Annotated in this window: 21 protein-coding genes, 3 rRNA genes and 3 pseudogenes; 14 read left to right on the forward strand and 13 right to left on the reverse strand. The window is 41.4% G+C overall.

What is annotated here, in order from left to right:
* Window positions 1-80: 80 nt before the first annotated feature.
* The 4 genes from NSMS1_RS18010 to NSMS1_RS18025 all read right to left on the reverse strand — a co-directional run bounded on the left by NSMS1_RS18010 (window position 81) and on the right by NSMS1_RS18025 (window position 4,217).
* Window positions 81-1,232 carry a glycosyltransferase family 4 protein gene (locus NSMS1_RS18010; protein WP_224086133.1) on the reverse strand — a complete coding sequence of 384 codons (1,152 nt, stop codon included), beginning with the start codon at window positions 1,230-1,232 and terminating at the stop codon, window positions 81-83.
* A gap of 182 nt (window positions 1,233-1,414) precedes the next feature.
* Entirely contained in the window at window positions 1,415-2,419 is a 1,005-nt protein-coding gene (locus NSMS1_RS18015) for a GDP-mannose 4,6-dehydratase (protein ID WP_224086135.1), read from the reverse strand.
* Between the two features lie 263 nt (window positions 2,420-2,682).
* Window positions 2,683-4,041 (reverse strand): AtzE family amidohydrolase, encoded by a 1,359-nt coding sequence (locus NSMS1_RS18020; protein WP_224086137.1) that lies wholly within the window; start codon window positions 4,039-4,041, stop codon window positions 2,683-2,685.
* The gene (locus NSMS1_RS18025; RefSeq protein WP_224086140.1) at window positions 4,038-4,217 is read right to left on the reverse strand and encodes a DUF4089 domain-containing protein; all 180 of its coding nucleotides are present in this window, start codon (window positions 4,215-4,217) and stop codon (window positions 4,038-4,040) included. Before NSMS1_RS18025 ends, NSMS1_RS18020 begins: the two co-directional genes overlap by 4 nt.
* Before the next feature lie 97 nt (window positions 4,218-4,314).
* Here NSMS1_RS18025 and NSMS1_RS18030 point away from each other — a divergent pair, with 97 nt between their 5' ends.
* A complete protein-coding gene (locus NSMS1_RS18030) occupies window positions 4,315-5,094 on the forward strand; it encodes an MBL fold metallo-hydrolase (protein WP_224086141.1) in 780 nt (259 codons plus the stop codon).
* 233 nt (window positions 5,095-5,327) lie between these two features.
* On the opposite strand, the gene NSMS1_RS18035 is transcribed toward NSMS1_RS18030, so the two are convergent.
* Window positions 5,328-5,984 carry a DUF3386 domain-containing protein gene (locus NSMS1_RS18035; RefSeq protein WP_224086142.1) on the reverse strand — a complete coding sequence of 219 codons (657 nt, stop codon included), beginning with the start codon at window positions 5,982-5,984 and terminating at the stop codon, window positions 5,328-5,330.
* Between the two features lie 101 nt (window positions 5,985-6,085).
* Between NSMS1_RS18035 and NSMS1_RS18040 the strand changes: the two genes are divergently transcribed.
* From NSMS1_RS18040 to rrf, 4 genes are all read left to right on the forward strand, one after another.
* On the forward strand, window positions 6,086-6,760 hold the full coding sequence (locus NSMS1_RS18040) for a LuxR C-terminal-related transcriptional regulator (protein ID WP_224086144.1): 675 nt from the start codon (window positions 6,086-6,088) through the stop codon (window positions 6,758-6,760).
* Between the two features lie 293 nt (window positions 6,761-7,053).
* Window positions 7,054-8,542, forward strand: a 16S ribosomal RNA gene (locus NSMS1_RS18045).
* A gap of 279 nt (window positions 8,543-8,821) precedes the next feature.
* A 23S ribosomal RNA gene (locus NSMS1_RS18050) occupies window positions 8,822-11,649 on the forward strand.
* Between the two features lie 61 nt (window positions 11,650-11,710).
* Window positions 11,711-11,828, forward strand: a 5S ribosomal RNA gene (rrf, locus tag NSMS1_RS18055).
* Together the 16S, 23S and 5S rRNA genes form the textbook arrangement of a ribosomal RNA operon.
* Window positions 11,829-11,960: 132 nt before the next feature.
* Here the strand turns inward: rrf and NSMS1_RS18060 are convergent.
* Window positions 11,961-12,149: pseudogene (locus tag NSMS1_RS18060) on the reverse strand (abscisic acid-deficient protein Aba4 family protein); the annotation flags it as partial.
* A gap of 371 nt (window positions 12,150-12,520) precedes the next feature.
* Here NSMS1_RS18060 and NSMS1_RS18065 point away from each other — a divergent pair.
* From NSMS1_RS18065 to NSMS1_RS18080, 5 genes and pseudogenes are all read left to right on the forward strand, one after another.
* Window positions 12,521-12,826, forward strand: coding sequence for a hypothetical protein (locus tag NSMS1_RS18065; protein WP_224086146.1), 306 nt, complete (start codon window positions 12,521-12,523; stop codon window positions 12,824-12,826).
* A 133-nt stretch (window positions 12,827-12,959) separates the two neighbouring features.
* Window positions 12,960-13,118, forward strand: coding sequence for a hypothetical protein (locus NSMS1_RS18070; protein ID WP_224086147.1), 159 nt, complete (start codon window positions 12,960-12,962; stop codon window positions 13,116-13,118).
* Window positions 13,119-13,178: 60 nt separating this feature from the next.
* Entirely contained in the window at window positions 13,179-14,285 is a 1,107-nt protein-coding gene (locus tag NSMS1_RS18075) for an IS630 family transposase (protein ID WP_224085968.1), read from the forward strand.
* The gene (locus tag NSMS1_RS35140; protein WP_263432519.1) at window positions 14,272-14,394 is read left to right on the forward strand and encodes a hypothetical protein; all 123 of its coding nucleotides are present in this window, start codon (window positions 14,272-14,274) and stop codon (window positions 14,392-14,394) included. Before NSMS1_RS18075 ends, NSMS1_RS35140 begins: the two co-directional genes overlap by 14 nt.
* Window positions 14,387-14,707, forward strand: a pseudogene (locus NSMS1_RS18080) (ISL3 family transposase); the annotation flags it as partial. The gene NSMS1_RS35140 and the pseudogene NSMS1_RS18080, both read left to right, overlap by 8 nt.
* A gap of 93 nt (window positions 14,708-14,800) precedes the next feature.
* Here the strand turns inward: NSMS1_RS18080 and NSMS1_RS18085 are convergent.
* The 6 genes and pseudogenes from NSMS1_RS18085 to NSMS1_RS18110 all read right to left on the reverse strand — a co-directional run bounded on the left by NSMS1_RS18085 (window position 14,801) and on the right by NSMS1_RS18110 (window position 20,227).
* Complete coding sequence (locus NSMS1_RS18085; protein ID WP_224086148.1) at window positions 14,801-16,135, reverse strand: IS701 family transposase; 1,335 nt, start codon at window positions 16,133-16,135, stop codon at window positions 14,801-14,803.
* A gap of 51 nt (window positions 16,136-16,186) precedes the next feature.
* Window positions 16,187-16,393: pseudogene (locus NSMS1_RS18090) on the reverse strand (hypothetical protein); the annotation flags it as partial.
* 502 nt (window positions 16,394-16,895) lie between these two features.
* Window positions 16,896-17,426, reverse strand: coding sequence for an HARBI1 family protein (locus tag NSMS1_RS18095; protein WP_224095267.1), 531 nt, complete (start codon window positions 17,424-17,426; stop codon window positions 16,896-16,898).
* Between the two features lie 8 nt (window positions 17,427-17,434).
* A complete protein-coding gene (locus NSMS1_RS18100; protein ID WP_224086152.1) occupies window positions 17,435-17,815 on the reverse strand; it encodes a helix-turn-helix domain-containing protein in 381 nt (126 codons plus the stop codon).
* A 67-nt stretch (window positions 17,816-17,882) separates the two neighbouring features.
* On the reverse strand, window positions 17,883-18,923 hold the full coding sequence (cobW, locus tag NSMS1_RS18105) for a cobalamin biosynthesis protein CobW (protein ID WP_224086153.1): 1,041 nt from the start codon (window positions 18,921-18,923) through the stop codon (window positions 17,883-17,885).
* A gap of 140 nt (window positions 18,924-19,063) precedes the next feature.
* Window positions 19,064-20,227 (reverse strand): helix-turn-helix transcriptional regulator, encoded by a 1,164-nt coding sequence (locus NSMS1_RS18110; protein ID WP_224086154.1) that lies wholly within the window; start codon window positions 20,225-20,227, stop codon window positions 19,064-19,066.
* A 317-nt stretch (window positions 20,228-20,544) separates the two neighbouring features.
* Between NSMS1_RS18110 and NSMS1_RS18115 the strand changes: the two genes are divergently transcribed.
* From NSMS1_RS18115 to NSMS1_RS18130, 4 genes are all read left to right on the forward strand, one after another.
* Window positions 20,545-21,729 carry a hypothetical protein gene (locus NSMS1_RS18115; protein ID WP_224086156.1) on the forward strand — a complete coding sequence of 395 codons (1,185 nt, stop codon included), beginning with the start codon at window positions 20,545-20,547 and terminating at the stop codon, window positions 21,727-21,729.
* On the forward strand, window positions 21,726-22,523 hold the full coding sequence (locus NSMS1_RS18120; RefSeq protein WP_224086158.1) for a hypothetical protein: 798 nt from the start codon (window positions 21,726-21,728) through the stop codon (window positions 22,521-22,523). Before NSMS1_RS18115 ends, NSMS1_RS18120 begins: the two co-directional genes overlap by 4 nt.
* 161 nt (window positions 22,524-22,684) lie before the next feature.
* Entirely contained in the window at window positions 22,685-23,383 is a 699-nt protein-coding gene (locus NSMS1_RS18125) for a hypothetical protein (protein WP_224086160.1), read from the forward strand.
* 20 nt (window positions 23,384-23,403) lie between these two features.
* The gene (locus NSMS1_RS18130; protein WP_224086162.1) at window positions 23,404-23,799 is read left to right on the forward strand and encodes a hypothetical protein; all 396 of its coding nucleotides are present in this window, start codon (window positions 23,404-23,406) and stop codon (window positions 23,797-23,799) included.
* Window positions 23,800-23,916: 117 nt separating this feature from the next.
* Here the strand turns inward: NSMS1_RS18130 and NSMS1_RS18135 are convergent, their stop codons facing one another.
* Window positions 23,917-26,865 carry an RNaseH domain-containing protein gene (locus NSMS1_RS18135; RefSeq protein WP_224086164.1) on the reverse strand — a complete coding sequence of 983 codons (2,949 nt, stop codon included), beginning with the start codon at window positions 26,863-26,865 and terminating at the stop codon, window positions 23,917-23,919.
* Between the last annotated feature and the right edge of the window lie 3 nt (window positions 26,866-26,868).

The following is a 26,868-nucleotide window of genomic DNA, read 5'->3' on the forward strand; positions in this document are numbered from 1 at the left end:
TTAAATACTGTCTTGCTCTCCCTCTAGGATAGCGTTTGGTCATTAGTCATTGGTCATTAGTTATTACTATAGACTGTGGACTAATGACTCTGGACTAGAGACAAAAGCTGCTTTTGCAAAGCATCTATGCCGAAAAGCGCGATCGCCTGTTCACGTAACCATTCTCCGTCACAACGTTTATCGTTTCCTTGCAGAATCTCTAAACAAGCTGTGGCTACGGCTTCTGGGTTACGATGGGGAACACGCCACCCTAGCTTACCATCTTGCAAGGGATCTGCTGAACCATCATCGTCACCGGAAAGTACTGGTACACCACAAGCCATAGCTTCTAGATAGACAATACCAAAACCTTCTTGTGAGGGCATGATATAGGCATCAGCTAGGCGATAATGTGCCATTAAATCTTCAGTTGGTACGAAACCAGCAAAAATCACGCGATCGCTGACACCCAAATCTTTGGCTAATTGTGCTAATCGTGGCTGGTCATCACCACGACCAATAACTAAATATTTTACTTCGGGGAACGCCTGGACAATCTTTGGTAATGCCCGAATTGTCACATCCACACCTTTATATATATCACCTGACCATAGTCTGGCTACGGTCATTAATACTTTGGCATCCTGTAAGCCATATTTTTCTATTAATTCTGGCTGTTTGGGGCCTGGTGTAAATTTATCTCCATCGATTGCACAAGGCAACATTCTCACTTTTTGCGGATCTATACCATTAACCGCACAGGCGCGATCGCGACTATAACGACTAATCGTCCAAATTTCTTTTGCACCTGCTAAAGCGCGGCATTCCTTTTGGTTCAATGGTTCCCAAAATTCTTTACCATAGGTAAGGATAGTGTAGGGAATACCCAAAGGTTGGCAGAGGCTCTGTATGAGTACGGACAGCTTAATGTGACCACAAAAAACATGTTGTGGTCTTTTTTGTAATAAAAATTTCAGTAGTACCCCAGCCATTGTAATTCTGCCTAGTTGGGGTGAATTATTTTGAAAGTAGTGGAATTTGAGACTATCGCCAGCAAAAGAATTTGAGCATTCAGGACTATCTCGCAATAGCAAAACTTCTGCTTGATAGTGTTTGTCTAATCCTGAATATGCTCGAAAAATATCCTTAACGTAAGATTGAATCCCACCTTCCTGTTTAAGAACTTCTAAAAAGACGAATATATGGTTGGTTCGCTTATTAGAAATTGTATTCAAACTTATTTTGTCTGTCACTGTATCAAGTAACCTTGAAGTTATTTTAATTAAACGATAGGCTACGCCTCGCCATAGGCGATCGCGTGTCCGTATTATAGATATACTTTCTCACTCAATATAAATTATAAAATCTTAATAGCAAGTAGCTTTTAAAGTTGTTAATTCACTGCTATGTATTCAACGAGTTGTACTAGAGTATATTACTCTACCAATAATTTTTTTTCTGACACTTGAGCAATTGAGCCATTTTGTAATCGTTCTATATCTGTTTGCACCATTTTCTCTAAAAGAGTTTCAAAGCTAACTTCAGGTTCCCAACCGAGATTCCTTTTAGCTTTACTGGGGTTAGCTACTAATTGGAAGTGTTCGTCTTGTCTAAGTAAATCTGTATTTATCACTACATGATTTTCCCAGTTTAGACCCACAGACTCGAAAGCGATAGATATTAATTCTTTGACACTACGTAACTTTCCTGTACCAATTACATATTCTTCTGCTTCGTTAGCCTGCAACATCAACCACATTGCTTTTACGTAATCACCCGCAAATCCCCAATCTCGTTTTGCATCCAAATTCCCCATCTCTAAAGTCTGAGCTAAACCTAATTTAATTGATGCAACCGCCAGTGATACTTTACGTGTAACAAATTGAGGTGGGCGCAGGGGTGATTCATGATTGTATAAAATCCCACTACAAGCAAACAGACCATAGCGTTGTCTGTGATGTACCATTGTCCAATGGGCGTGTAGTTTTGCTGCTGCGTAGGGGTTTTTAGGACGAAATGTAGTTTCTTCGTCTTGCGGGGAAGATAAAACATCCCCAAACATTTCCGAACTACTAGCTTGATAAAATCTTGTAGCTAAACCAACTTGACGAATTGCATCTAATAATCTAGTAGCTGTTCCGGTGATTAAATCGAGAGTTCCCAGTGGATCTTTCCACGAGTCAGGGACAAAACTAGGTGCAGCCAAATTATAAATTTCTTGGGGAAGCAGTTGTTCTACTGCATTCACTAGTGCTAGAGGATCTCTCAAATCGACGTTGTATATTTCTACCTGATTTGCCAAATTTCCCAGCTTTGCTAAATTTGGTTGGCGATGTGGGGAAACCAGTCCTACAACTCGATAACCTTGATTAAGAAGCAAATGGCTGAGATAGTAGCCATCTTGACCAGTAATACCTGTAATTAGGGCTGTCTTAGTCATATCCTCTCCCTATACTCTCTTTGACCATATAAGAGTTACAGCAGCTTTACTGAGTGTTTTCTATACTTATAAACATCTCAGTTTAATTTTTTGCCACTAATAATTCCGCTAATTGTAACAAAGCCACAACAGTAACTCGTATGCTAACTCTACTACTACAGGAATGATTTTTTATACAAATTTTACAGTCAACAGTCAATAGTCAACAGGTAATTGATTTAAGCAAGAGTGCTTTCAAGTAAGTAGTATCGGACTATTCCCTTTTAAACTGTTCCTCTGCTTTCCAACACAGCAGCCACCTGTAAAATTAAGGCTTCATTATAGGGTGCGGCGATTAACTGCACTCCTAATGGTAAAGCGTTGGGGCGTTGAATTGGCACTGATAAAACAGGTAAGCCAATAAAAGATAAGGGTTGGGTAAATAACCCTAAATGTGGACGGACGAGAATTTCTTCTCCATCTATATTCATCGTCTGTTGTCCAATGAATGGGGCAGAGGTGGGGGTTGTAGGGGCTAAGATGATATCAACATCTTGAAAAACTTCACGAATGCGATCGCTATACCATCGGCGAAAGCGTTGTGCTTGTATATACCACTGGCTGGGAATTAATGCGCCTGCCAAAAAGCGATTGCGTGTTGCTGGGTCAAAATCCTGGGAACGGGTTCTTAATTTATCTAAGTGTAAATTTGCCCCTTCGCTGGCTGTAATTATAAATGCGGCGGCTCTAGCGCGGTGGGCTTCTGGTAAAGTAACGTATTTAGTAACATTTAAAGCATTGGCTACTTGCTGCACTGCTGCTAATGCTTCTGGTGTTGCGCCTTTTTGGAAATAATCATCAGCGATCGCAATTCTGATATGAGAGATATCTTGATTTAGGTGAGGTAAAGTTGGTTGTGGATGTCGTTTGGTACAGATAGGATCGCGATTGTCTTCTCCTTGGAGAATATCAAATATCGTAGCAATATCCTCAACCGACCGAGCAAAAGGGCCGATATGGTCAAAACTACTAGAAAATAAAGCCACCCCAGCACGAGATAAACGTCCGTAAGTCGGTTTAAAACCATACACACCACATAACGCCGCCGGCACACGAATAGAACCGTTAGTATCAGAACCCAGCGTAAACGGAACCAAGCCAGCAGCCACAGCCGCCGCCGAACCACCAGAGGAACCACCCGCTACACGCTGTAAATCGTGGGGGTTAGGAGTTACGCCGTAATGAAAATTTTCTGTTACAAACCCATAGGCGTACTCATCCATATTGAGAGTACCTACTAAAATTGCTCCAGCTTGTTTAAGTTTGGCTACGGCTGTTGCATCTTGAGTGGCTGGGGGATTTTCTGCATTAATTTTCGCACCCGCCAGAGTTGTTAAACCAGCAATATCAAATAAGTTTTTTACTGCAAAAGGTACACCAGCTAGTAAACCAGGATTGTTACCTGCGCCTATTTCTCTATCGATACGTGCTGCATCAGCTAAAGCAACTTTCTTAGTGACAGCTGTAAAACAGTTAAGTTCTCCATCCTGTGCTGCTATCTGTTCTAAAGCTGCTTGCGTCACCTCCACGGCGGTAACTTTGCCTTCACGTATAGCCTTAGCGATAGAGACAGCATCATTCATGGTTCAAAGATGGGTGCAGGTTGGATTTCTACTGGTAAAGGAAATGAGTTAACAAGTTGAGCGATCGCTTTAATTCTCTCAAAATTTGCCACCACCCCATCCCGGTACTCATCATTTATCGGCAAATCCAATAATAAAGCCGCCTGTTCAACATATACACCCAATGGAACTTCCATCTTTGTACCTCCGTGCCTTCGTGGTTATTCTACGCCTTTACCCTTGTCTTAGCTGCAAGAATGTCACAATGAAATTAAGCGTTATCATCCTTTGGCTATGTACTTGACTTGGTTTGACAATAATAGCTGGCTGCTAGAAATCAGCAACCAAAAAATACTTATAGACCCTTGGCTCGTTGATGTATTAACTTTCGGCAATTTAGACTGGTTATTCAAAGGCTCCCGTATTCAAGAGCGTCCCATACCAGAGAATATTGACTTAATTCTGCTATCTCAAGGTTTAGAAGACCATACTCACCCACCAACACTAAAACAACTTAACCCTAATATTCCAGTAGTGGCTTCTCCTAATGCGGCGAAAGTAGTCCACGGTTTAGATTATACAAACGTAACCAGTTTGGCTCATGGTGAAAGTTTTACTTTAAATAATCTTATAGAAATTAAAGCTTTTCCTGGTTCTCTAGTAGGCCCTACCCTTGTCGAGAATAGTTATTTTCTTAAAGAATTAGAGACTGGTTTCACACTCTACTACGAACCCCACGGAAATCATTCTCCACAGTTAAAACAATTAGCACCAGTTGATGTCATCATTACGCCAATTATTGATGTGGTATTACCTGTTGTTGGCAGCATTATTAAAGGTAACAGCAGCGCCTTGGAAGTAGCCAAATGGCTGCAACCACAAGTCATGCTGTCTACAGCTAATGCCAAAGAAACAAGCTATGAAGGTTTATTGAGTAAAATACTCAAAACCGAGGGCAACATTGCAGACTTCCGTTTGCTACTAGAAAAAAATAACTTGTCTACACAGGTTTTAGATCCAAATCCAGGCGATCGCGTGGAATTACAATTAAAAAAGCGTGTATTGGCAAGTTAAAGGTTAAATGTTCACAATCGTTATCCCCAGGTGTAAATATTTGAAGCACTCATAATTTCTTACTTCTTGAAATAAGTCTTTATACTCTGCTCAATATTCATCTATGATGCCAACTGTTGGATGAGGGTTTCTTGCCAAATGTTTGAGAATTTGTAAATAAAATAAAAAGGACACGATATAGCCGTGTCCCTTTACATATATGAGTAACTAAACTCAGATGTTAAACATTCAACCTAAGCCGCAGCAGGTTCTAACAATTGAATATTAGAAAAGACAAACTCTTGCACCGATATTTGTCCTGCTGTTTGAGTGCGAATTTCCCGACGATTAAGGATGGAATAACCTCCAACCTTTTCATACTCATCTACAAAATTACTAACACCGCCTCTTTGTTCCCCAGTTGCTGGGTCATGATAAACAGAGTCATAGGTGTGAGATAAGTAACCTTCCCCAGTCTCATGCACACTAAAGGTATTGATCGTCACAACCACACCATGAATATGACGGTGAACTAGAGTAACTATATTATTGTGGACTTTATAGCGATCGCCTTCAGCTTTACCGCCCATCAAAATTTCTACCGCACCATTCTCATCAGTCGCACCATAACGGAAAGTGTTAGCACCGTGAGTTTCTTCAAAAGTGCGACGGACACGGTGAATAGCAATTTCCCAAGCTTGTCCGTGAATAACTTTTTTAGCTGACTCATCATCTATACCCAAAACTTCCGCCTTGAGTTCCGCGTTAACAATGACCTTTCCGGTAATAACCTTATCGTTATCTCTAAAAGTGATATCTGCCGAGTACCCTGGAAAATTCTTATCCCAAGTGTAGCGGTTGTCATAAGCAGCCCGGAAAAATTCTTGAGCAGAGAGTTGTGTAACTGTCATGTGCTTATCCTAGAAAATTAGTTATAGTCGCTTTTTACCTTTGCTGGTACTAGCATAGAAGTAATTGTTGAGTCTCGCATAGACCCCAACTGGGTACACTTATGACTAATACTCTACATGATGTATTTGAAGCGATCGCCAACCTGCGTAGTGAGCAAGAATTACAACCAACGCTCATGGATAAGATTGGCGAATACTTTGGTGTGCAACGTTGGGGCATATATCTAATAGATGATGAATCAAAAGCGGACACCAAGGCCCAAACCATTCCCGCCATCTGCTTAGAAAGTAACCCTGTCGGTCAGTATGTAGTTGAGCGTCACGCCCCCGCCCACGAACAGTTAATATTGACCCCAGAAGACTGGAAAGACTTTTGCCCACGCCACGACCACGGCCACGTCATGACCGGCCCCATAATTTGCGATGGTCGCCTCATCGGTACTATCAACTTCGCCCGCGACAAAGGAAAACCAGCCTTTACAGCCAACGACCTAGCCGACCTCAGCGCAGTGTGCATTCATTTATCAACTAAACTCGCCACCCTCAGAAACAACCCCACAATATTCAAATCATCAACATCAAATCCCCTCACACCCCGCGAATTGGAAATTGCCGAACTAGTAGCAAAAGGACTAACCAACGCCGAAATCGCCGAAAAACTGTGGATTACCCAAAACTCTGTCAAACAAGCCCTCAAAAGAATGTTCCGCAAACTAGGAGTCTCAGCCCGTGCCGAAATGGTCGCCAAACTACAAGAACTGTTAGCTCATAGATAATTTTTTTAGAGGTTGAAAAGCTTATAAATTATTGCTTACAGCCTCTTGCCCTCACAGATTTAGAAAAAAAATTTATTTACCTCTTGACGCTCCTAAAAATACTCGCTATCCTAGATAAGTGTCGAGGCGAGAGAGCTAAGACAACTGAACCGAGAAAAAAGAATACTTTGAAAGCTTAAAGAAAAACCAATCCTCGTCAAACAAATTGGTTTTGGGACTTCCCAAAAACTTAAAAAATTATAGCAAGGAATCTGGAAAACAAGTTTTTTCAGATAACAAACTCGAAATACAACAAAACGGAGAGTTTGATCCTGGCTCAGGATGAACGCTGGCGGTATGCTTAACACATGCAAGTCGAACGGTCTCTTCGGAGATAGTGGCGGACGGGTGAGTAACGCGTGAGAATCTGGCTCCAGGTCGGGGACAACAGTTGGAAACGACTGCTAATACCGGATGTGCCGAGAGGTGAAAGATTTATTGCCTGGAGATGAGCTCGCGTCTGATTAGCTAGTTGGTGTGGTAAGAGCGCACCAAGGCGACGATCAGTAGCTGGTCTGAGAGGATGATCAGCCACACTGGGACTGAGACACGGCCCAGACTCCTACGGGAGGCAGCAGTGGGGAATTTTCCGCAATGGGCGAAAGCCTGACGGAGCAATACCGCGTGAGGGAGGAAGGCTCTTGGGTTGTAAACCTCTTTTCTCAGGGAATAAAAAAATGAAGGTACCTGAGGAATAAGCATCGGCTAACTCCGTGCCAGCAGCCGCGGTAATACGGAGGATGCAAGCGTTATCCGGAATGATTGGGCGTAAAGGGTCCGCAGGTGGCAATGTAAGTCTGCTGTCAAAGAATGAGGCTTAACCTCATCAAGGCAGTGGAAACTACATAGCTAGAGTACGGTCGGGGTAGAAGGAATTCCTGGTGTAGCGGTGAAATGCGTAGAGATCAGGAAGAACACCGGTGGCGAAAGCGTTCTGCTAGACCTGTACTGACACTGAGGGACGAAAGCTAGGGGAGCGAATGGGATTAGATACCCCAGTAGTCCTAGCCGTAAACGATGGATACTAGGCGTGGCTTGTATCGACCCGAGCCGTGCCGGAGCCAACGCGTTAAGTATCCCGCCTGGGGAGTACGCACGCAAGTGTGAAACTCAAAGGAATTGACGGGGGCCCGCACAAGCGGTGGAGTATGTGGTTTAATTCGATGCAACGCGAAGAACCTTACCAAGACTTGACATGTCGCGAACTTTTCTGAAAGGAAGAGGTGCCTTAGGGAGCGCGAACACAGGTGGTGCATGGCTGTCGTCAGCTCGTGTCGTGAGATGTTGGGTTAAGTCCCGCAACGAGCGCAACCCTCGTTTTTAGTTGCCAGCATTAAGTTGGGCACTCTAGAGAGACTGCCGGTGACAAACCGGAGGAAGGTGGGGATGACGTCAAGTCAGCATGCCCCTTACGTCTTGGGCTACACACGTACTACAATGCTACGGACAGAGGGCAGCTAAACAGCGATGTCAAGCAAATCCCGTAAACCGTAGCTCAGTTCAGATCGCAGGCTGCAACTCGCCTGCGTGAAGGAGGAATCGCTAGTAATTGCAGGTCAGCATACTGCAGTGAATTCGTTCCCGGGCCTTGTACACACCGCCCGTCACACCATGGAAGCTGGCAACGCCCGAAGTCATTACTCCAACTTTTCGGAGAGGAGGATGCCTAAGGCAGTGCTGGTGACTGGGGTGAAGTCGTAACAAGGTAGCCGTACCGGAAGGTGTGGCTGGATCACCTCCTTTTTAGGGAGACCTACCCAACTCAGTGACCGAAAGCACAAAGCAAATAGGAAGTGAGATGGTCTACTCTAGGTCGGTCGAGGTTGGTAAAAGCTTTCAAAGTATTATTCCGGTTTAATTAAAATAGGAAAAAGTCAGCAACTAATAGAGAGAAACTCGTTAGACTGCTGGGTGAATGCCTAGCCAGAACCTTGAAAACTGCATAGAAACGCGATTTATAAGCAGGCAGACACAGACATCCAATGGGTGTTGAGTGGATGCAGGTGGAAACCAATGTATTGTGGTCAAGCTAATAAGGGCTAATGGTGGATACCTAGGCACACAGAGGCGAAGAAGGACGTGGTTACCGACGAAATACTCCGGGGAGTTGGAAGCAAACATTGAGCCGGAGGTGTCCGAATGGGGCAACCCTATGTACAGCCTGTTGAATATATAGACAGGTATGAGCCAACCCAGCGAACTGAAACATCTTAGTAGCTGGAGGAAAAGAAATCAATAGAGATTCCCCAAGTAGTGGTGAGCGAAAGGGGAAGAGCCTAAACCAAAGGGTTTACCTTTTGGGGTAGTGGGACAGCAATATCGAATCCAGCGATTAGACGAAGCAGCTAAATACTGCACCAGAGAAAGTGAAAGTCTTGTAGTCGAAAATTCAAGGATAGTAGCTGCATCCCGAGTAGCATGGGGCACGAGGAATCCCATGTGAATCAGCGAGGACCATCTCGTAAGGCTAAATACTACTGTGTGACCGATAGTGAACCAGTACCGCGAGGGAAAGGTGAAAAGAACCCCGCAAGGGGAGTGAAATAGAACATGAAACCATTAGCTTACAAGCAGTGGGAGTCCGATTAAACGGATGACCGCGTGCCTGTTGAAGAATGAGCCGGCGACTTATAGGCACTGGTAGGTTAAGACGAGAATGTCGCAGCCAAAGGGAAACCGAGTCTGAAAAGGGCGATAATCAGTGTTTATAGACCCGAACCCTGGTGATCTAACCATGGCCAGGATGAAGCTTGGGTAACACCAAGTGGAGGTCCGAACCGACCGATGTTGAAAAATCGGCGGATGAGTTGTGGTTAGGGGTGAAATGCCAATCGAACCAGGAGCTAGCTGGTTCTCCCCGAAATGTGTTGAGGCGCAGCGGTAATGATTATAGTCGGGGGGTAAAGCACTGTTTCGGTGCGGGCTGGGAGACCGGTACCAAATCGAGACAAACTCAGAATACCCGATGTACACATTGCCAGTGAGACGGTGGGGGATAAGCTTCATCGTCAAGAGGGAAACAGCCCAGACCACCAGCTAAGGTCCCCAAATCATCGCTAAGTGATAAAGGAGGTGAGACTGCACAGACAACTAGGAGGTTTGCCTAGAAGCAGCCACCCTTGAAAGAGTGCGTAATAGCTCACTAGTCAAGCGGTCTTGCGCCGAAAATGAACGGGGCTAAGCGATGTACCGAAGCTGTGGGATTAACTAAACATTAATCGGTAGGGGAGCGTTCCGTAGTAGGTAGAAGCAGTAGCGGCGAGCAGCTGTGGACGAGACGGAAGTGAGAATGTCGGCTTGAGTAGCGCAAACATTGGTGAGAATCCAATGCCCCGAAACCCTAAGGGTTCCAGAGCCAGGTTCGTCCACTCTGGGTTAGTCGGGACCTAAGGCGAGGCCGAAAGGCGTAGTCGATGGACACAGGGTCAACAATCCCTGACTAGTATACGGGAGCATTATTAGGGACGCATGAAAGATAGCCATACCCTGATTGGTTTGGGAGGAGTTTACGAACTCCGCGTGGCCAAGGATAGTGTCAAGAAAAGCTAGTAATGTGATGAACGTATGTTACCCGTACCCGAAACCGACACAGGTAGGGAGGTTGAGAATACCAAGGGGCGCGAGATAACTCTCTCTAAGGAACTCGGCAAAATGGCCCCGTAACTTCGGAAGAAGGGGTGCCCACCTCAGACGTGGGTCGCAGTGAAGAGATCCAGGCGACTGTTTACCAAAAACACAGGTCTCCGCAAACTCGTAAGAGGAAGTATGGGGGCTGACGCCTGCCCAGTGCCGGAAGGTTAAGGAAGTTGGTCAGTGGCAACATGAAGCTGACGACCGAAGCCCCGGTGAACGGCGGCCGTAACTATAACGGTCCTAAGGTAGCGAAATTCCTTGTCGGGTAAGTTCCGACCCGCACGAAAGGCGTAACGATCTGGATGGTGTCTCAGAGAGAGACTCGGCGAAATAGGAATGTCTGTGAAGATACGGACTGCCTGCACCTGGACAGAAAGACCCTATGAAGCTTTACTGTAGCCTGGAATTGTGTCCGGGCTTCGCTTGCGCAGGATAGGTGGGAAGCGTTGAAGCAGTCCTTGTGGGGACTGTGGAGCTAACGGTGAGATACCACTCTGGCGAAGCTAGGATTCTAACTTATTTCCATTATCTGGAAAAAGGACAGTTTCAGGTGGGCAGTTTGACTGGGGCGGTCGCCTCCTAAAAGGTAACGGAGGCGCGCAAAGGTTCCCTCAGCACGCTTGGAAACCGTGCGGCGAGTGTAAAGGCATAAAGGGAGCTTGACTGCAAGACCGACAAGTCGAGCAGGTACGAAAGTAGGCCTTAGTGATCCGACGGCGCAGAGTGGAATGGCCGTCGCTCAACGGATAAAAGTTACTCTAGGGATAACAGGCTGATCTCCCCCAAGAGTCCACATCGACGGGGAGGTTTGGCACCTCGATGTCGGCTCATCGCAACCTGGGGCGGAAGTACGTCCCAAGGGTTGGGCTGTTCGCCCATTAAAGCGGTACGTGAGCTGGGTTCAGAACGTCGTGAGACAGTTCGGTCCATATCCGGTGCAGGCGTAAGAGCATTGAGAGGAGCCTTCCTTAGTACGAGAGGACCGGGAAGGACGCACCGCTGGTGTACCAGTTATTGTACCAACAGTAAACGCTGGGTAGCCATGTGCGGAGCGGATAACCGCTGAAAGCATCTAAGTGGGAAGCCCACCTCAAGATGAGTGCTCTCACTACATTAAGTAGGTAAGGTCACGGGCAGAACACCCGTTGATAGGCTCTAAGTGGAAGTGCAGTAATGTATGTAGCTGAGGAGTCCTAACAGACCGAGGGCTTGACCTCATCATCATTGGCAAATATCGCGTTTCTGGCAGTCTTCAGGGTTTTGTACCCACTAAGTTTTCCTGGTGCCTATGGTGCAGTGGCACCACTCTGATCCCATCCCGAACTCAGTTGTGAAACGCTGCTACGGCTACGATAGTTGGAGGGTTGCCTCCCGCCACAATCGCTCGGTGCCAGGTTCTTTTTTTGAAAATAAAACCCCCTTTCCTGTGTGAAAGGGGGTTTTGTTTTGGCTTATTCTTTTTCTCTGTCCTCACTTTGTTTATTTCGCCCCTTCCTCTGGTGCACCTCCTTTGGAGACCACATTTTACTTAACTACCTGTTGAGGAAACAGCTTGTTCTGTTGATGTATTACTATTTTGACTATTGGGAGAAATTGCTTTAGTAATCCAGTATGTAAAAATGTGAGATAAAACTCCTAACGGGCCAGCAAATAGACAAAGTATCAGAGAATGAATTGTCCAAATCCCTGTTTTCTGTCCTTCCCAATATATCCACCTTTATATATACAACAACAGCTAAAATCTTTATTGAGTAAGGCTTTTACTTTATGTGTATATCCATAAAGTAAAATAACTTTCCACAAAGATAACTGTAAAATCTTGCTTAATAATATTAATTACACTAAGATTTTAAAAAATTTTTCTCTATTTATAACTGGCTACCAGTGCCAATTAATAGGAGATAGTTTAGAATTGAGTCGCAAAATTTATACTATCTAAGTCTGGTAGTCCGAAATTCTATAAAAAATGGGTAAACTACACGCTTCAATCATTCAAGTTCACGCAGAACTTCTGGCTTTGACTCTTTTACTTACCAACAGTGAAGGCAAGGAGTATGAAAAAAAATCATTTCTTCACAGCCAGTGCGTATGGCAGCAGCACTTGGGCTTGCTCTGCATAAAAAGTTTGGTGGAGGTAGGAATCTGGCTTTAGGTGAAGCATTAGCAGAGGAAAAACCTTTGACGATGGAAGATATTAATACAATGGTGGACTATTTTGAACTTTTCAAAATAGATAAGAGTGATCCTGGATGGGGCAACTGTGAAAACCCATCTGCTAAATGGATTCGTTGGTCACTTATGGGAGGTGAGTGTGGTCAACAATTTGCCTTAAACACGAAAAATATGATTGAAGAGGGTTTAAGAGATAAATCCATAAAAATCAAAACTAATTAACTTTTATACACATAAAGTAAAAGTAAAGCTTTTAGTTTTTCCCTGTAGTTTTACTACATTGGAGATCGCAACCAGTCAGAATAAGATAATTACAGTAATCTTTCTGTAGAAAACAGTTAGAAAGGATACTGTAATGTCGTTAAGCGAAGCCAACACCAGAACAGCATTTATTGACCCAGCTTTAACAAAAGCAGGATGGAACTTACAAGACCCGAATCAGGTAGGGTTTGAGATTCCAGTGGATGGCTACGACGCAGAACCTTGGAATGGTGTTACTGACTACTGCTTGTAAGCTGCTACGCAGCTTAGTTGTATAATATAAACTTAAGTAAAAAACTATTATCGGCCATATATGCCAGCAAAAAACCATCTTTCTCAAGAGCAGAAGGAAAGGCTACTGAAAACACTAAAAGAGCATGAAAATCCTTATGTAAGAGAGAAGATTCTGATTATTCTGTTGATAAATGATGGAAAAACATATCAAGAAATTAGCAATTTTTTAGAGATTGCATATCCGACAGTCGCATATTGGGCAGTTCACGGCGACCCGGATAATTTAGAAAGCTTTTTAGATGGAAGAAGAGAAGGTAACTGCCGCAAAGTTACCAAAGAATATGAAAATTTGTTATTAGAAATAATTGAGAAAGACCCAGTAGAAAATGGATATGAATTTGGTCGATGGACGGCGGCAAGATTAGCAACATATCTTGAAGAAACAACAGGAATTAAGTTAAGCGGCTCTCAAGTTAGGAGAATATTAGAGCGAAAAAAGTACGTTTACCTCTGGGCAAAATATAGCCTAGAGGACAAACAGAATCCTGAAAAGCGTAAGGCATTTCAAGAAAAGCTATCAGAATATTTAAGAATAACCAAAAAAACTCCAGAGCGTTTACAAGTATGCTTTTGGGACGAAAGTGGATTTAGTTTAAGAGTGATAAGAAGAAAAAGTTGGGGTAAGAAAGGTACAAGGAAAAAAGTTACAGGGCAAAGGAGAAGAGGAAGAGTAAATATTATGGGAGGGTTACGTTATCATGACAAGAAAAGAATAAATTTTGTCATAAAAAAAGGAAATGCAGATGTATTCTATGAACAGATTAAATCTCTAAATAATTTTCTGTTACAAGAATGGGTAGAACAAGGGAAATCAGTTGAAGAATTTAAAGATGGTTCAGCGAAAATAGTTATCATACTAGATAATGCTAGTTTCCATAAAAGGAAAGATATTTTATCTAAAATTGAGTCAGAAATGCCAAATATTATTCTAGAATTTCTTCCACCTTATAGTCCAGATTATAATTTAATTGAATTGCTTTGGCATTCAGCTAAAGAATATATAGCTCATAGATTGTTTGAGTCTGTATCACAGCTAGAAGAATTGTTAAATAAATTGCTCAATCAAGGTGGACTTATTATTAAATGGGAACGCAAGATTAAAAATAAAGGTAATGCTGTTTATTAACTTTAGCTGCGTAACAGCTTATCAGCCCAATGGTGAAGTGATTGCTGTAGTCGAGGCAAAATGGCAAAGCCGTGACCCACGTATTGCTCAAGGACAGGTAGAGTATTAATCTAGCAAAGATGCACTCCTTAAAAGAAAAATTTAGACAAATATTTGAATTTCACACATCTTGGGGAGATAGCATCATTGAATTATTGGATTGGATGTACGATGCCATGTTATTTTTTCCCAAATCTATCGGAACAATGATTAGATGGTTTGGGGAAATAGTTGGTTATTTTGATAGTAGAACTACCAGTGGTACTGTAGAAGGTATTAATAAACTTAAGCTGATTAAACGTCTTGGATATGGTTTCCGTAACTTCAACAATTTTCGTCTACGCAGTTTATTAAACTGGCACTTTAGTATTAATTCTCCATAAAACAGGCGCAAGAGCCAAAACAAACAACCAATTTAGCCACTATTAACCCTCTTCTGTCACTTTCCGAAATAAGCAAGTAGTAAATAACTGAAATTATCCAGAAGAGAAAAAAGGTTTAAATTGGTTCATTGTAAAAATTAGGTGATTAAATCCAAGCAATAAATCGGAATTGGGAAAAACATTTAGCCAGGGATAAATCAACCAAAATAATAAAAGAGGTTGAACAATTAAACGAAGATTATTTAAAGTATTCTTCCATCCAGAATCATGATTCCATTGTTTATGGTTAGAGAAATCTACACAACTAATACAAGCACTGTCATGTATTTCTGTTTCAGAAGGAGCTTGATTTAAGGATAAGAAAGGTGGAGAACTTAAACTAATCATTGTGTAGACACAAAAAATAATCTCCCACCATTTCTCAATATGTTGAAAATTTGTAAATCTGTAGTCTGTCCAGCCCAGTTCCTGTTTACACTGCCAAAAACCATATTCTACCCAAGTTCTTAACCCATATAAGTCGCCTAAAATTTTCTTGAGGTTCCCTGAAAGATTAGTCATGACAAATGAAGTAGAATTTTCTGGCATAGTTTCTGGATCAGTTGTTATTTCCCAGTAAGTTATGGCTCCTTTTTTACCATAAACTATTTCTCTAATATATCTAGTTTCTGATTTTTGGTTACTAAATGTTCTTTCAAATTTGCACCACTTATTCGCCCTAACGCTCTGCCCTGCTGGCAGCCAGACTCCATGATTACTTCTGATTGATACCACATAACCTAAGCCATATTCAGCCAGTTTTCTAATAAATTGGCTACTTTCACCATACAAACTATCAGCCAATACTAATTCAATATTGAAATCTAATTCCATTAACTCTGTAATTATTTCTGATGCTAACTCTATTTTAGTTTTATATTTATCTGAATCCTTTAGTGTTCCTTTTGGTTTAAATACTTTGAAAATTAATGGGAAAGTTATGTTGGCATAAACTCCATAAGCGTTAACTGAAACTATCCCTTTATCTACTTTTCCCACACTTCCTAAATATTGTCTAGCTACATAATCTGTCTTTTTACCTTTTTTTCTGTCTCCGGTTTCATCTATTACTACCGTAATTGTCTGACCATTTAATGCTCTTTTTATTTTCTTTAATCTTCGGCTCTTCAACTCATTTACTGACCAGTATGAATTGGCTATAAAATGATGTAATGATTGGGCTGAGTTTATACTGACTACTTTTGCTATCTCTGGTAATGATTTTCTTTTGATTGGTGAAATTATGCCTAAGTGTAAATATTTGAAACATTCATAATTTCTTACTTCTTTGAACAGGTCTTTGTACTCTGCACAATATTCATCTACGAGCGCAACTGTTGGCTGCGCATCTCTTGCCAAATGTTTCAGGATTTGTAATTCTACATCCATTGCCCTGCTTTCCTTCCAGAGTTTTTTCTTTTCATCCTTTTATTTAGAATACTCGGAAAGTGACAGAAGAGGGATAGAACAAATTTCCAAAAAGATATGACGCTCAACTGGACGGCCAGAGAAAAACCGCCAAATAGGTTGTCGAGTCTTTAAACCGACTTCTAACGCCAAATTTTCCTGAGTCCAACCCTTGCGGGCAAACGCTCTTTTAGCCTGTTGAATGCCAATCTGTGATGCTTGGAGCGATCGCCTGACCATAAGACAAAAAACTCATATTAAAATTCACAACTTAAATTTTTATGAATACCAAGGATTTTATACTTTTTCTTATGCTAGATATTTTTTGCTCTAGTTAAATCATACATAAGTCAGAATAAGGCTGTAATTTGACCCAAATATTTAAACTTTTGTAACAAATTCAAACGCTATTCACTCATCTTATACATCTCTAACCTTTGCCACAACCTCATCTCAAACACCGGTTTATTAGGCTGGGAAAGAAAAATAGCGTAAAACTTGGATATTTTGCACTAATAAATTAACTTTTTAACAATGGACCTTAGTGCTGTTCAACCAAAGATATCAGGAGTTCAAGCAACAATAGACATCTCCGAAAACTATCAAAGCTTTGCTGTGGCTAGCTTATGAGACGTAAATGCAAGCATCAAAAGCTAACTAGTGAATATGATAAGATAAGGGTTTGAGATATTTATTATAGAGAACAAGACCAAAATATATGGTGATGTGCATTAATTTCATCTCAGGCGCTGCTTGCGTGGATTTCTGGTGGTAATATAAGTGCGCCAATTCGGAATCTTACTAGTCCACAAATTGTCAAAATTACCTCAGCATACTTTTTCGGATTTAACCGAAATCTTTCTTGAACAACTCGAAATATTTTTACTGAACGGATTCGGTGTTCAACAAATACTCGTTTGGACGAAAACTCTTGATTTTGTTGTTTCTGGTCAATTGTTAACTTTCCTTTTCTTGGTGTTTTAATAGGAGTATCAATTAAATCTTCGCCTAGATATCCTAAGTCTCCCTGAAATTTCTGTTGTGGCTCAAAGTTATCACGGTTTTCTCGGAATAAAGTTATATCACTTTTTGGACCCGGTTCTCCTGCCACAACATCAACGATATCGCTGCCATTAGGCAAGATAATTATCTGAATTTTAAATGTATGTTTACTTGCTTTACCTGAGTAATATTTTTCTTGCTCTTTATTATCTCCAGGTCTTTCTCTGACTTGCTCATAGCTATCTACAATTAATTCATAATCTGTGAGTATCTCTTTAACTACTTGATAGTCAGATTCTTTTTTTTTACTTGTTCAATTAAACTGGATGGTAACAATTCTCTCAAGAGTGGCAACCAATAGTTAAATGTTTCATTTGCTGTAGACTCGCTCACTCCAAACTGGATACCCAGAAGTTGAAAGGTTGTCATATGTCTCAGATATACTAAGGTTAAAATTATTTGTTCTTTGATAGCTAGTTTTGGTTTACGACCTCCACCACCAGTAATAATTCTAACTTTTTTTGATTCTAGCAACGCTTGCTTCTCATGGTGTAACTGCTCCGCATTTTGCATTAATTGTTGTAACTGTTCATATTCCATACCAATTAACCGCTTTGTTTCTTTCGGTTTCTCCTCAATGTGATTCAGTATGTCACTCATATTTTTGTGTTAAAAAACTTCTCATGATGTTCTCCTAGCACAAAATATACTATTTTGGAGATGTCTATTACAAGCTTACTAATTGTGATTCTATTTCTGTTGAGTTTAAATCTCGACCAATGAAAACTAGGCGGGTTTGCCTTGCTTCTTGTGGCTGCCAAGGGCGATCATAAAATTTATCAAATCGATTACCTACGCCTTGCATGACTAAACGCATGGGTTTGTTGGGAACTGAGACAAAGCCTTTAATTCGGTAGATTTCTTGCTGGTTTGCCAGTGTTTGCAATTGTGCTTGAAGTTTTTCGGGGTCAAAGTCTCGGTCTAAAATCAGGTGCGTTGATGTGATGTCTTCGTCGTGGTCATGGTCTTCTTCGGTGTCGTGATGGCTGGGACGGCTATCTAGATTGTCTTCTACTGCGGCTTGGAATCCTAATAGTATAGATGGGTCGAGTTGACCACGATCGCTCTCTACCATTTTCACGACTCTCGGCAATTCTTGCTTGACTAATTCCTCAACTTGTAATTTTGTCTCTGCATCAACTAAATCAGTTTTGCTTAAAACTACTAAGTCTGCACAGGCTAATTGGTCTTCAAATAATTCTTGCAATGGTGTTTCATGTTCTAGACTATCATCAGCTTGGCGTTGGGCGGCGATCGCATCCAAATCACTAGCAAACGTCCCCGATGCTACAGCCGCACAGTCTACCACTGTCACCACAGCGTCTACAGTGGCGGCGTTGCGTATTTCTTGCCAACGAAAGGCTTTAACTAAGGGTTTGGGTAAAGCTAAACCAGAAGTTTCGATGACAATACAATCAATACTATCTCGGCGTTTGAGTAACTCCTGCATCGTCGGGTAAAACTCCTCTTGGACGGTGCAACACAGACAGCCATTGGTTAATTCAAAAATATTACTCCCGCCGTCTTCATCTTCTGGACAAATTTGACAGGATTTCAACAAGTCGCCATCTATACCAAGTTCGCCAAATTCGTTGACTAAAACTGCTATGCGACGACCTTGGTTATTTTGCAGTAGGTGGCGAATGAGGCTAGTTTTACCACTACCTAAAAAGCCTGTAATTACAGTAACGGGGATTTTTTGAGCCATGATCTAAGTAAGCAGCAGCTAGGCGAAATTTTTACAGAACGGACTATAGCCATAGTACCTGAGTTCTGATGAGAAATTGCGATCGCTCTCCGGCTTAACTGATAATTCAGCGATAAAGTGACCATGAGCTATTGTTCTAGTTAAATTACTTCTTGATACCGAGCTATTAAGGCAAAAGCAAATTTCTGGTGTTGTTCGGCTAGATATTGAGGATAGATAAATTGAGCATTGTTCATAAAGCGATACACCCAGCGACAAAATTCGTCTAGCGATCTCTTAGGCAATTTCACAACATAATCTACATAAGCAGGTTTGCCATCTTTTCCCATTGGCCCTAGTTCAATTTCTTGCTTAGGATGTCGCTTTTCCCCTTCCTGGATAAATTCCATCACTTCAGGAAAAAATCGAACTTTTACTTTTACAAGCTCTAGTTCTTCACGGATTTCCTTTTGCTGGTCTTCTCTTGAACCTAAGCTCAACCCCCAACCTGCATTTAAAAGACGATGAGCGATATGTAGCCTTCTCCACTGAGCATCTGCTCCCCGACCTCTTTCATCCAATACTTTGAAATGATCACTATAGCGATCTAGACGTGACACTACTAAATGACCATTTTTGTAGTCCTCCTTTAGCAAATACCAGGCAATGTCTGCATAAATCAGTTGCAAAGGATAAACTTGCTCATATCCGATTTTTTTAGAATTGTAAGGATTACGGCAGCGATAAAGCTCAACTGCTTGCCCCTTAATAATTGCCGCTTCCAGTGCATTTAGTTGTTCAAATAGCGTACCTTGGCTTTGATATTTGCCCTTGGCCATCATCTCTACTGGATCAGTGTAGACAATAACTCGGTTTAATTGGGTTCTGACCGGATAAAACATTTCATGTTTCAGGTTTAAACCCTGTAATCGTCTAGTTAGTCTTTGATATATCTGGACAATTTGCGGGTCTTCCTGATACCTTGCCTGCGACTGTAGGGCATTGAGGGCAACTTGTAACTCCTCGCCGTTCATTGCTCCTGTACCAAGATAATAACCCCATCTATAAGCTTTTTTATCTAAAAGCCCGTAGCGGCGAAGAGTTTTTAAATCATTTTGAATGGTATGACGCGAATATAAAGGTAGCTCTATATTCAATTCACTTGCTACCTTGTATAAATACATATGTACTATATTCAAGGTATCATGATTATCAGAGTCAGATTGCATAGGATCATGACAACCAACTCCTGGGTTTCGGGCAAACGTAGCAATTAAAAGTAAAAGACGCTCGAAGGCAGGAAGAGAGGCATAGGAATGCTTCATAAACTATATTTCATTCATAACTGTCAATAATAAGACAGTATTAGCCTGGAATTTATAAAAAGCTGAAAAGTCTTGCTTAGTATATTTTTTAAAGATTTCACCCTATAGCATCCAATACTGCCAAATAGTCGCACTCTATCTTGACCTCTGTGTAATATGCAGTTCAGATAGAGTTTTGGTGACTAAAAAATATGCAGACCTGCCCCTCCTGTCAACATCCTTTACACACTACTGGGTTCTATTGCTCGAATTGTCCTCAGCAAATTCGGTGTAAAAACTGCAATGAAGCACTCCTTCCTGGAGCAAAAAGATGTGTAATGTGTGGAACCCTAATAGGTGAAGGATCTAACGGATCAGCATCAAGCAATGGCGGTAGTTTCCCAACCGTAATGAACACTTTAAAATTTGTTGAAACCAGCAAAGGCTACTCACGAGAAATTCAGGCTTCTCTATCTAACGAAGTGGGGATTAGCTGGGGTGGTGCGGCGATCGCGGCAATTGTTGGTGGACAAATGACACCAGGAAAAACACCTACTGGTCGTCCAGTGATTCGTAATGTAGGTAATGCTGAACCTCAACAACTTTCGTTGTTCAACTATGAACCTAATGCAGAGAACAATGAAACTACTATTAATACTGTTGCTCAACTTCCTGCTGCTCATGGAGTTGATGCTGATAAGTTAAGACAGATTTTTCGATATAACGGCGAACAATTACAGCTAATGGAAACGCGGCTCAAAGCTGCAAACAAGATAGATGCTGCACGGAGGTTGACGTTTTTGGTTCTTCTGTATTCATTAGATGTCGATGGGCGAGAGGAAATTCCTCGTACTGAGTTGAACGATATTCTCAAAAGAGTCAGATTATATGACAACAACATCATCACATGGATTAGCAAAAGTGCCGATCTGATAGTTGAAAAAGATACGGTTGGGTTGCGGCTATCCGGACAAGAACAAGCGCGAAAAGTTCTCGCTGAGGTGCTTGATCGATCAATAGAAGGCAAATGGGATTTAACTTCAGGTGGAGCTTCACGCAGTTCTAAGTTAAATGGCAAAGCAGATGAGGATTCAGAAAATTCCACAAAGAATGGCAAGCGTAAGAATAATGAACTGTCCAAGGAAGTTGAGTCTTGGGTAGTTAACTGGAAACCACTCACATCGAATATTGATTTTCATGCAGTTATTAAAGATTGCACGGGTATGGAGAAGGGCTTGTTTGGTCTGTGGGCAATTTGTCAAGCAACAAACGACCCTAAGATAGTGGTTTCAAGCAACAAGCTCAAGCAGTTCCTGTATTTTGGACTGGGCATCAAGGTAGATGAGAGTAACTTAGAACGCCGCTTACAAGCTGCTTCAGGACAAGGAAGCTTAATTAAAGTGCAGGGTGGTTTTCAAATACTTCCTCCTGGCTTGGCTGAAGTCGAAAGATTGATCAACTCCAAACAAAACAACGCATCTATTGATGAATCTGCTGAAAATTCTGGTGAGGTGCAACCATGAGAAGGACATCCGAGCAACTAATTCAGGAACTTGCCAAAATAGTTGACTCTCACTTTGCTAATGCAGTGGTTGAATGCTATGTCGAAATGCAGCAAAGATTTCTAGCAGGCGACTGGCAACCAACAGAATTAGATGCTGGTCGGTTTTGTGAAGCAATTTCACGCTGCTTGCTGCAAATGGATACTGGAAAGATTGATCATCGTAAATTGCCTGGTGAAATTCGTCAAGATTTTTTACTAAATAACAGCATTCCTCATAAACTTGGCTCAAAGGATCGTTATCATCTGGCTAAAGTAATTGAGGTTGTATATAGATTTCGTTCTGATCGCGGTGCTGTTCACATATCAACCGAGTACACCGCCAACTATATGGATTCTATGCTAGTGCTTCATGCTAGCAAATGGATATTTGCCGAATTTCTGCGTCTGGTTTGGAACCGTGACCGAAAGATTGTTGCCGAAACCATCGCCCAGATTGTTCAACTAGAACATTCCATTATTCATGAGTTGGATGGAAAACCGCTAGTTTTGGCAAAGGATATTTCGGCAACGGATGAAGTTCTATTGCTTCTGTATCATGCGACAAATAACCGCTTGATTCGGGCTGAACTACGTGAATATGCTGCCGGACAGAACCCTCAGAATGTTAATGTTGCAATATCTAGACTCATTAAAAGTAAGGATATTCGACCTGTGGCTGAGGATGAAGTTGCTCTTACTCCTAATGGTCAAAAGCGAATCCTTGAATTGATATTGCCGAAGCTCACTCCTAAAAATAGAACTCCACCTCAATAGCTCAAAACGCATTGAGAACGGTTTAAATCACAGTAAAGATGGCAGATAAATTGGTCTAATCAAGATTTATTAAGTATTTCCGAGTAAATACGGCTTCAAGCTCACTTTCATTTACTCTATGCTTTTAAGAATAAATAACTACTTTCAGAAGCGATCGCACAATGGACGACAGCAAAGCATTATTTGATTACTGGCATGATCGAGTGCGGCTGAAAAATCAAGAATTAATTGCAGAGCCTCAACACGTTCCAACCCAAAAGCTGCGCCATGAATGTACCAATTACGACGAACTTCGGTCTATCCCTGAAGTTCAACAATTGGATGAACTAGAGCGTAGTAGAGTTATTGCTGTTATTAAGTACGAATGTACAGCTAAAGTTTTACAACACCGGGCTGGTCGTCTGCGCGATCGCGCTCATCAGTTGGAAGCAGCTTGTCATGAACAAGACCAACAAAAATCTAAGCTTCTTGGTCTTATCAAAGCTTTACAAGAGAAACTGTTTGGCAAGGACAAGGAAATTGAAAGGTTAGAAGCAAGAATTGCCTCGTTAGAAGCTGAAAATGAAGCCTTTCGATCTGAAGCAGAGAATAGCAAAGCCGAGGCAGAATTGCGTACAGAACTAGAGCAGCTAAAAAAGGAGTACAATGCTGTTGAGAAGCGAAGACTGGAATTAGCTAAGAATAATCAGAGTTTAGGTGGAAGACTTTCCCATACTAAACGGTATAAACAGCAAAGAGATGAAGCAAGAGCTTTAGTTGAACAGCAAAAACAGCAAATTGCTGTCTTACTTTTAGAGAGTCAGCGTCTTCGTGAGGACAATCAAAGGCTTTTTCAGAAATTAAACCAAATAAATCGATAAAATGCTCTAAATTTGAAATCATGAAACTTCAAGAGCTAAAAGCTAAAGTATATGAGTTAGCTGGTGTCAACACTACCAAACAACTCAAGGCAAAGTATAAAGATATTCAGGCGCTAGATATGCGTCTAAAAAGCTCTTGGGAAAAGACTCTTACTATTGTTCAAAAATCGCAAAGCGAGTTTGAGGATTGGTTAGAAAATCCATCTGAAGAATACAAAGAACTCTTTTCTGAGATTACAGAAACTTTGGAACAATATGATCATAAATCAGCACAGACAAAACAGTTAGTGCAAGAAATTGTGTCAATAGCTGATGATCTCGAAGAACTAGCAAAGGAATCTCAAAACGAAGCAAATCAAATCAAACAAGAAGTTAAAGTAACTAAACTTATTTCAAAACAAGCCAGACTTAACTAATTTTGACATTATAGTATAGTTAATCCTTAAAACCTCAATCATTTTGCTGTTATTAACAAATAAACTCCCTAAGAACATATAATTTTAGGGCTGATATTGCCGTTTTTATGCCTCACGTTAAATTTGTCCATTTACACCCAGTATGCACAAATGATCTTCTATGAGTTCATTGCCTAAGTGCATTGGGTATGGTGAAACGATATTTCCCATAGACCAAGCAGGTGAACATCTTAAATAATGAGGAACACGACATAGTGCTTTTAAAGCTTCTTCTGTTTGAAAATGTGGGTGTACAAAAAACGGTACTATCTCGACTATTTGCTGATGTTTGAATGGAATATTAGCACCGTATTTATCCTCGTGAAAACCGAGTTTATAAAGTTCGGGTATTGGCATTTCATTTTGCAACTTCTGTGTTCTTGGTAGTTTTCCCACAGAGAAGTAATGTAATAGTTCTAGTGCAGACTTCTCGTAAAAACTACTCAGATGTTTAAAATCTTGTGCCGCACAATTTTCGTCCCAAGCTTCTCGATTGGTAATATACTGTGGTGTTTCTTTACCAGTGCGAATACGAATTACTGCTAATAAGTTTTGTAGTTGTTGATGATCACGGGTATACTCGCAAGTGTGACCAGGAACATGACAGAAGTCAAGAACATTGTATTTTGCCAAAAGATTCTCATTTTTTAACTGCGGCCAGATTTTGCCGTCATTATCTTCGCCGCGTCCGTTACGCCATCCTTCAGCTTCAATGAGGACAATAGTTGGTCGGTCTAAATATTTGGTGAGTACATTGGCAACAAACCGTACAAATTCTGTACCGTTCAACTTGATTTTACTTTGAATGCGCTTTTTGTTTTCTTGGCGATCGCAACGTGCTTTAGCAAAAATTTTTCCGATATCAATTCCCGCCTGGTTATAAGGAATCCAATCATTAGCATCGGGAAGTAGTACATCTACTGCACCTGTTGCACGTAGACGAACGGCAAGAGCATAATGAATGTCACCCTGAGATGGATTAGTTTTGCGGCGACAAAAGCTAATTACATCTAAGCCTTGGGCAATTTCTTTCGGTATCTTTGCTTGCTCGTATATTTGAGAGGGTAGTCCGTATAGCGCCCCTATTTGGCGTAATGTCCCATCGAGTACAGCATTCATCACACGGCCTTTTGTGGGTTTGCTGTAAGATGGTGATTTGTCTTCATCATCTTCTGTATCATTTGATTTTGGCTTAACCGTCTGTATCATTTGCGAACTAATTCCTTCCCTGACACAAGCTTCACGAATCGCCCCTTTAATGTTTTGTTGAGGAAGAAATCCCTTTGTTTTGATTTGTCCAATTTCGATAATCGCTAGACAGTGGGGATTAGTCTCAAGATTTATCAGTGGAATAACACTTTGCTGGAGAAATTTACGCCATAATTCTCGTTTTTTCTGATGCTGATCGCGTATTTGATCATCAAATTTACTACCATCTTTAGGTCTAAGACCATTTGTCTTAAATTTCTCTAAAAGCTCGGCATTATCAATCAAAATTTTGGAAACCGTGATGTCTGCTGGAAAATCTTCATTGTCATCAAGAAGGAATACATCGCGTAATTGCTGATAAACTACTTCATAAGTATCTTGTTCTCGATAAATGATAAAAATGTGCATTGGCTTACCCTGCAATGCTCTGTAAATAGCATCAGTAGCAATTTGCTGATAGGGTTGGTGCTTTGTACGAGGTCTAGAAATAAATTCGTAATCACGCATTGCTAATGGTACTTGCCTACTAGATGGTGCAGGAATATCAGGCTGCATAGGCTTATCTGGTATTAACACGCCGTTGAGCAATTCCAGTATCCGTGCAATGATATCGCCCCGTTCCAAAAAACTAAATCCCGTTTTGATACTGTGTCCTCTTTTGCGGTTTTCATGCTCGTACTTATAACCCTCAGCATGAACTATATAATATTCGTCTTTGTCACCCCGGTTAGTTGCGTTATCTAAATTACCAACTACTCCGGGATTATTTAGAATATTTTCTGGCTGTTCTAGAGCGCGTGCTTTGAACGCCGCCAGTAGTTCCGGTAGTTGCAACCTCCATAAATTTTCGTTATCTTTGCCGTTGTTCTCAATAACAAGACGTACCAGCGTCGAATCTATCTCGTAATCTGATAAACGCGCCTTATTCATACCCATGAGAACAGAGATATCACGCCCATAGTTGGCTTCTAACAAAGGTTCATGAGAGTATCGCTGGCAACTCAGATGTAAGAAAATCCACGGCTCTAAATTGCCATTTTTATTGAATTTTCCTGCTTGCGTCTCAACATTAAAATCTAGACGGTAAGCAAAATAACCTTCTTTTTCTTTGCCAGAATCATCAGTGTAATTGGACTTAAAAGGCTTACTGACAAGGTAGAGTCCAACCCTACCCGAACCGCCTCCCTGTACTTTGCGCCATTGAATCTCCTGTTCTTGTTTTCCAGAACGAATAATACACTTCTTCCCGTGCAACATTGTTGCTAAAAGACTAGGAATAGCTTGAAATCCCAAGCCTTTTTCTGCGTTAATATCACGCACAAGTATTTCTGGTTTAATGCGTTGCCATTCCCAATCAGGTGGCATGATTGCTATCCTTTCTAGAAAGCGATCGCACACGCTATTTACTTGCTCCGTGTTACCCTTGTCCCGATATTGCTTTGTCCATTCCTGCGACCAAATTCTCACTAATTGATGTATTTGCTGGGGTGTGGGAGTCTTGAGTAGGTTTTCTGGTGTTCCTACAGCTAACGCCTGATATACAGAAAGCTTTCTTTCCTCATCAAAACTATGAAACTCAAAGCCGTATGTGAGCGTAGATGCACAAGCAAGCAAAGCATTATTTAACTGTCGATATAGTGGCTTAACCTCCCTGTTACTGCCACGATACAAGACTTGTTTTATATCACGGCAGAAGTCTGCAACCACTTGGACAAAAGGAAATGGCAATACAGCAATATCTAGATTGGCTAAGGCATCTGTCACCAAGTTCATGCGGGCGGGTAGTAAGATATTTGTTGCTGTGGTTTTGCTAGTCATAAT

The sequence above is a fragment of the Nostoc sp. MS1 genome, from assembly GCF_019976755.1.
Lineage (GTDB): Bacteria > Cyanobacteriota > Cyanobacteriia > Cyanobacteriales > Nostocaceae > Trichormus.